Annotated in this window: 2 protein-coding genes and 2 pseudogenes; 2 read left to right on the top strand and 2 right to left on the bottom strand. The window is 70.3% G+C overall.

Annotation, left to right across the window (positions count from 1 at the left end; genetic code table 11):
- Positions 1-292 precede the first annotated feature (292 nt).
- Together CCN35_RS26040 and CCN35_RS26035 are read left to right on the top strand one after the other, a co-directional pair.
- Positions 293-1,310: pseudogene (locus CCN35_RS26040) on the top strand (RNA-guided endonuclease InsQ/TnpB family protein); the annotation flags it as partial.
- 39 nt (positions 1,311-1,349) lie between these two features.
- A pseudogene (locus CCN35_RS26035) lies at positions 1,350-1,592 on the top strand (HAD hydrolase family protein); the annotation flags it as partial.
- A gap of 127 nt (positions 1,593-1,719) precedes the next feature.
- Here the strand turns inward: CCN35_RS26035 and CCN35_RS26030 are convergent.
- Positions 1,720-2,763 carry a hypothetical protein gene (locus tag CCN35_RS26030; RefSeq protein ID WP_086794550.1) on the bottom strand — a complete coding sequence of 348 codons (1,044 nt, stop codon included), beginning with the start codon at positions 2,761-2,763 and terminating at the stop codon, positions 1,720-1,722.
- 76 nt (positions 2,764-2,839) lie between these two features.
- The gene (locus CCN35_RS26025) at positions 2,840-5,236 is read right to left on the bottom strand and encodes a cation-translocating P-type ATPase (protein WP_086794548.1); all 2,397 of its coding nucleotides are present in this window, start codon (positions 5,234-5,236) and stop codon (positions 2,840-2,842) included.
- Positions 5,237-5,402: the final 166 nt, after the last annotated feature.

Below are 5,402 nucleotides of genomic sequence, written 5' to 3'. Positions count from 1 at the left end.
CACCAAACGGGGTCCGGTCAAAGTCCCCATGCGCTCTCACGTCACGAATAGGCGTGAAGCCACACGGCCCCAGCTTGACGGAACACCGTGGTGATCACTGATATGCAGCAGTCAACTGCGGCTATTCAGCGGCGCTTTGAGAGAGAAATGTCATGCAGTCACAGCATTGCTCTGTGCGCTCGTCTTGTCGCTTCAATGAGGAATCCGGATGAGCTACACAGAGCAGAACGTGCGCGAGGTGCGCAGGCTGATGGACGACGGCTGGGAGAACCGGCTGGCGATCAGGAACAAGCTGACGTGCGGCCCGGCGCAGCTCGACAAGATGCTGACCGAAGCCCGCGCCCGCACGCCGTGGCTGCGTGAAGGGGCGTCGGTGCCGCAGCAGCAGACCATCCGCGACTTCGCCAGGGCCCGCACCAAGGCGCTCAAGGACATCGCCAACCGGCTTCCGGTGCATCAGCGCGCCGGCATGCCCCGCTGCAGGAAGAAGCGAAAAGCGCTGCCGACGCTGAACTACACCCGGCGGGGCTTCCGGCTCAAGGACGGCCGCCTGCACCTGGCGGGCGGGATCGTCCTGACGGTGGTGTGGTCGCGGAACCTGCCGTCTGCGCCGTCGTCGGTGCGCGTGTACCGCGACAGCCTCGGCCACTGGTACACCTCCTTCGTCGCCGCCGCCGAGGTCCAGCCGCTGCCCGCCGCCAGCGCGGTGATCGGCGTGGACTGGGGCGTTTGTGAGACTGCCACCACCACATCCGCCGCGCACGATCTGCCCCACCCGCAGCACGGGAGGACTGCGGCGCGGAAGCCGGCCCGCCGCAAGCCACCGGAGGGCAAGCCCGAAAGCAGGGGATACCAGCACGCCGGACGGCAGGCGGCGAAGCTGCACAAGAAGGTGGCGCGGCAGCGGCAGGACACCGCCCGCAAGTGGGCGAAGAAGGTGGTCCGCGACCATGACGCAGTCGCCGTCGAGGACTTCCGGCCGACGTTTCTCGCGAGGACCACCATGGCGCAAGGCGGCCGGCGCCGCGATCGCTGCCACCAAGAGGGCCGTGATCGAGATGAGCCGCAAGCACGGGCGGGACATCCGTCTCGTGCACCCCGCGCACACCACCATGGACTGCGCATCGTGCGGAGCGAGAACCAAGCACGCACTTCCTCTAGCGGAACGTACCTACACCTGCACCGCGTGCGGCCTTGTGTCTTCCAGGGACAAGAACTCCGCGCGCGTGATGCTGGTCCGGGCTGGTCTCATCCCGGCTGGTGCTGAGGGCGTAAGACCTGCGGGAGCGCTGCTCCCGCAGGCAGCCTGAGCCAGGAATCCCCCGCCCCCGGGCAGGAAAGGAGGTCAATTCAACGAGTACGACAAACGGGACGTCGCTCTCGCTCAGGCGCGAGAGCTGGGGCTGGATCCCCGCTCGTGCGGGGCCGTCGGGGACAGCCGCTCCGACCTGCCCCTGTTCGCCTCCGTCGGGGTGAGCGTGGCGTTCAACGCCTCGGCCGGGGCACGCGAGGCGGCGACCGCCGCGGTGGACGGCGACGACCTGCGAAGCGTGCTTCCCGCCCTGAGCCGCCTGCTCCCGGCCACCCGCTGAGGGCCGCGACCGGCACGGTCGCCGCATCAGGCACCGCGCGCTTGCCCCATTTGTGCCGTACCCGGCGGCCGCAGCCCGGCGTCGGTCCGGCGTGCTTCGCCTGTGGCCGGCCGTGTGCCGGACTCGTTCACTGGATCAGCTCGATGTGCGGATGGTCCGGCGACACCGGGCAGATGTGGAGTTGCAGGTCGTACCCCCGGGCGATATTGAGCAGGGTGAAGTTCGCCGGAGGGGTGCCGGGAAGGAGCGGCGTGGGGTTGGCCTGCTCCTCTTCCGGCGCCCAGCTCTCGCTGCTGTGGTCCCACTCGGTGGTGGCGATGGTCAGCAGCGGGTCCGCCTCGGTGCCGCATTCGGGGCAGAGCCGGGGGACGGGGTCGGTGAGGCCCCAGCGGGTCCAGCCGCCGACCTTCCAGCCGGGGGAGATGGACAACATGTCCATGTAGAGCTCCTCCGGGGCGACCTCGTAGGAGCTGTCCAGGGCCGGTCCGGCCGCCTGCCACCTGCTCCAGTCCCTCAGCTGCTGCTGCAGCTCCTTGCTCAACTCCATGAAGTGCGGGAACTCGGTGACCTGCTCCGGCGCGAGCAGGCACGGCTCCGGCAGATAGCCGGAGTACTGGACCACGGGGGGCTCGGGCGGTGCGTCGAGCACGTCGGTGACATCGGCGGCGGACCGCCAGAACAGCGCGGTTCTGGGGTGTGCCGGGTGGTCGAAGGGACACCAGAGGACCTGGAGCAGATCGGCCTCGGACTGCCCGGGCGGGCGCAGCAGGGGGATGTCACGGACGTACAGCTGGGCCACGGGAAGCATGGCGATCGGACCCTCGGGCCACGGCCGGCCGGCCATGATCCGTCTTTCGGCCGCCAGTTCCTCGGGCGTGGCGGCGGGTGCCCGGGGGTCGCGGCGCTCCCGGTCGGCCGCTGCCGCCTGGTTGCGGCGCAGCAGCCGGACGTCGTCCGGCGAGAGGGCCGCTCCCGCGGGTCTCACGTGCGGCCCTTCGCAGTACGGCCACGGCTGGTCGGCGGGCCACAGCAGCGGTCCGCCGACGGAGCTGTCCTGCCGCGACGGAGACCCGGGGCGGGGGTGCAGCCGGGTCGCCGTGCGTGCCAGCGGAGTCAGCCGAGGGAAGACCGCGGTGACGTCCAACGGCCGCGGTGGGGTGGTGAAACTCATTCAGGCTCCTGACGGCACGAACAGAGCGGGATCGGTTGCCGGGATCGAACGGCCCGGTGTCTCCGGCGGCGTCGGCCTAGACGGGGAACCGGCGGCCGGCCCATCTCCACAGGAACTCCAGGGCGGTCGCCGCGACCGCGGCGATGCCCACCGCGAGCCAGGGCATCGTCGTGCCGACCAGCTGCAGGGCGAAGAAGTCCTGGAACATGGGGACGAGCAGCACGACGAGGAAGGCCGAGCCCATCACGGCCACCAGGGCGACACGCCACCAGGTGTAGGGGCGGGCGACGATCGCCAGGACCCACATCGCGATCAGGAACAGCGTGAGCGTGGCCGCGCTGGTCTCCGCCTCCAGGGAGCCCGGGCCGGTGTAGTGGTGGCGGGCGATCAGATAGGTCGTGAAGGTCGCGGCGGCGGCCACCACCCCGCCCGGAATCGCATAGCGCATGACCCGCCGCACGAAGTGGGGCGTGGCGCGTTCCTTGTTCGGGGCGAGGGCGAGGAAGAAGGCCGGGAGGCCGATGGTCAGCGTGGACAGCAGGGTCAGATGGCGGGGCAGGAAGGGGTACTCCACCTGCGAGCAGACCACCAGCACCGCCAGCAGCACCGAGTAGACCGTCTTCACCAGGAACAGCGTCGCGACCCGGGTGATGTTGCCGATGACCCGCCGCCCCTCGGCGACCACGGCCGGCAGGCTGGCGAAGCTGTTGTTCAGCAGCACGATCTGGGCGACGGCCCGGGTGGCCTCCGAGCCCGAGCCCATCGCCACGCCGATGTCGGCGTCCTTCAGGGCGAGCACGTCGTTCACGCCGTCCCCGGTCATCGCGACCGTGTGCCCGCGCGACTGCAGGGCGCCGACCATGTCCCGCTTCTGCTGCGGGGTGACCCGTCCGAAGACCGTGGCCTCGTCGAGGACCTCGGCCATCCTCTCCCGCTCGGCGGGCAGCTTCCGGGCGTCGACGACGGCGCCGTCCAGGCCCACCTTCGCGGCGACCGCTCCGACGGACACCGCGTTGTCGCCGGAGATGACCTTGGCGCGGACGTCCTGCTCGGCGAAGTAGCGCAGGGTGTCGGCGGCGTCGGGCCGCAGCCGCTGCTCCAGGACGACGAGGGCGGCGGGGACGACGGTCCGGGCGACGTCCGGGTCGTCCAGGTCACGGGTGGCACGGGCGAGCAGCAGCACCCGCAGGCCCTGCTCGTTCAGCCGGACGGTCTCGGCGAGGGCGGGCGCGTCGTCGGGCAGGAGGACGTCCGGGGCGCCGAGCAGCCAGGTGCTGGACTCGCCGTTGCCCTCGAAGCTGGCCCCGCTGTACTTGCGGGCGGAGGAGAAGGGCAGCGACTCCACGCAGCGCCACTCGTCGTTCTCGGGACAGGCGTCGATGATCGCCTGGAGGGAGGCGTTCGGACGCGGGTCGGACTCGCCGAGGGCGCCGAGGACCTTGCGGATGTACGTCTCGTCGTGGCCGTCCAGGATCCTCAGCTCGGTGAGGTCCATGCCGCCCTCGGTGAGGGTGCCGGTCTTGTCCAGGCAGACCGTGTCGACGCGGGCCAGGCCCTCGATCGCGGGCAGCTCCTGGACCAGGCACTGCTTGCGGCCCAGCCGGATCACGCCGACGGCGAAGGCGACGGAGGTGAGCAGGACCAGGCCCTCGGGGACCATGGGGACGATGCCGCCGATGGTGCGGGCGATGGACTCCTTCAGCTCGTTGTCCTTCACCACCAGCTGGCTGATGATCAGGGCGGTCGCGGTCGGGACCATCATCCAGGTGACGTACTTGAGGATGGTGGAGATGCCGCTGCGCAGTTCGGAACGGACGAGCGTGAAGCGGGAGGCCTCCTCGGCGAGCTGGGCGGCGTAGGCGTGGCGGCCGACCTTGGTCGCCTGGAACGCGCCGCTGCCGGCGACGACGAAGCTGCCGGACAGGAGGGGGTCGCCGGGCCGCTTGACCACGGGGTCGGCCTCACCGGTGAGCAGGGACTCGTCGACCTCCAGGCCGTCGGCCTCGACACAGGTGCCGTCGACGACGATCTTGTCGCCGGGGCCGATCTCGATGAGGTCGTCCAGGACGATCTCCGAGGTGGCGACCTCGGTGGCGATGCCGTCGCGGCGGACCGTGGGACGGGCCTCGCCGATGAGGGCGAGGGAGTCCAGGGTCTTCTTGGCCCGCCACTCCTGGATGATGCCGATGCCGGTGTTGGCGACGATCACGAAGCCGAACAGGCTGTCCTGGATGGGCGCGACCACGAGCATGATCACCCAGAGCACGCCGATGATCGCGTTGAACCGGGTGAAGACGTTGGCGCGGACGATCTCGAGCAGGGAGCGGCTGCTGCGGACCGGGACGTCGTTGATCTCGCCGCGGGCTCTGCGTTCCGCGACTTCGGCGGAGGTCAGTCCGGTCGCCCGGGTCGTCGCGGCGACGGACACGGGGCGCGTGGGGTCCAACTCGGCGCCCGCGTCTGTGTATGTCATGCCTCCGACGTTACGTGCGGTCGTGCGCTCGCACGCGTCGAGGGGTGGAAGATCAGACCAGGGGAGGAGCGGGATCGTACGAGAGATGGAGGGGGATCCCGTTCGTCCCCGGCAGGGCCCGTGGGGTTCAGGGGGTCCTCCGGGGAGCTGTCTCTAATACACAGCT

Source organism: Streptomyces thermovulgaris (assembly GCF_002155915.1).
GTDB classification, from domain to species: Bacteria; Actinomycetota; Actinomycetes; order Streptomycetales; family Streptomycetaceae; genus Streptomyces; species Streptomyces thermovulgaris.
The sequence above is the reverse complement of the archived record's forward strand: the minus strand, read 5'-3'. Positions and strand labels throughout refer to the sequence as shown.

Bases quoted from the DNA above. Each gene is read 5' to 3' on its own strand.
- CCN35_RS26030 (WP_086794550.1), bottom strand. From the start codon at position 2,763: ATGAGTTTCACCACCCCACCGCGGCCGTTGGACGTCACCGCGGTCTTC.
- CCN35_RS26025 (WP_086794548.1), bottom strand. From the start codon at position 5,236: ATGACATACACAGACGCGGGCGCCGAGTTGGACCCCACGCGCCCCGTG.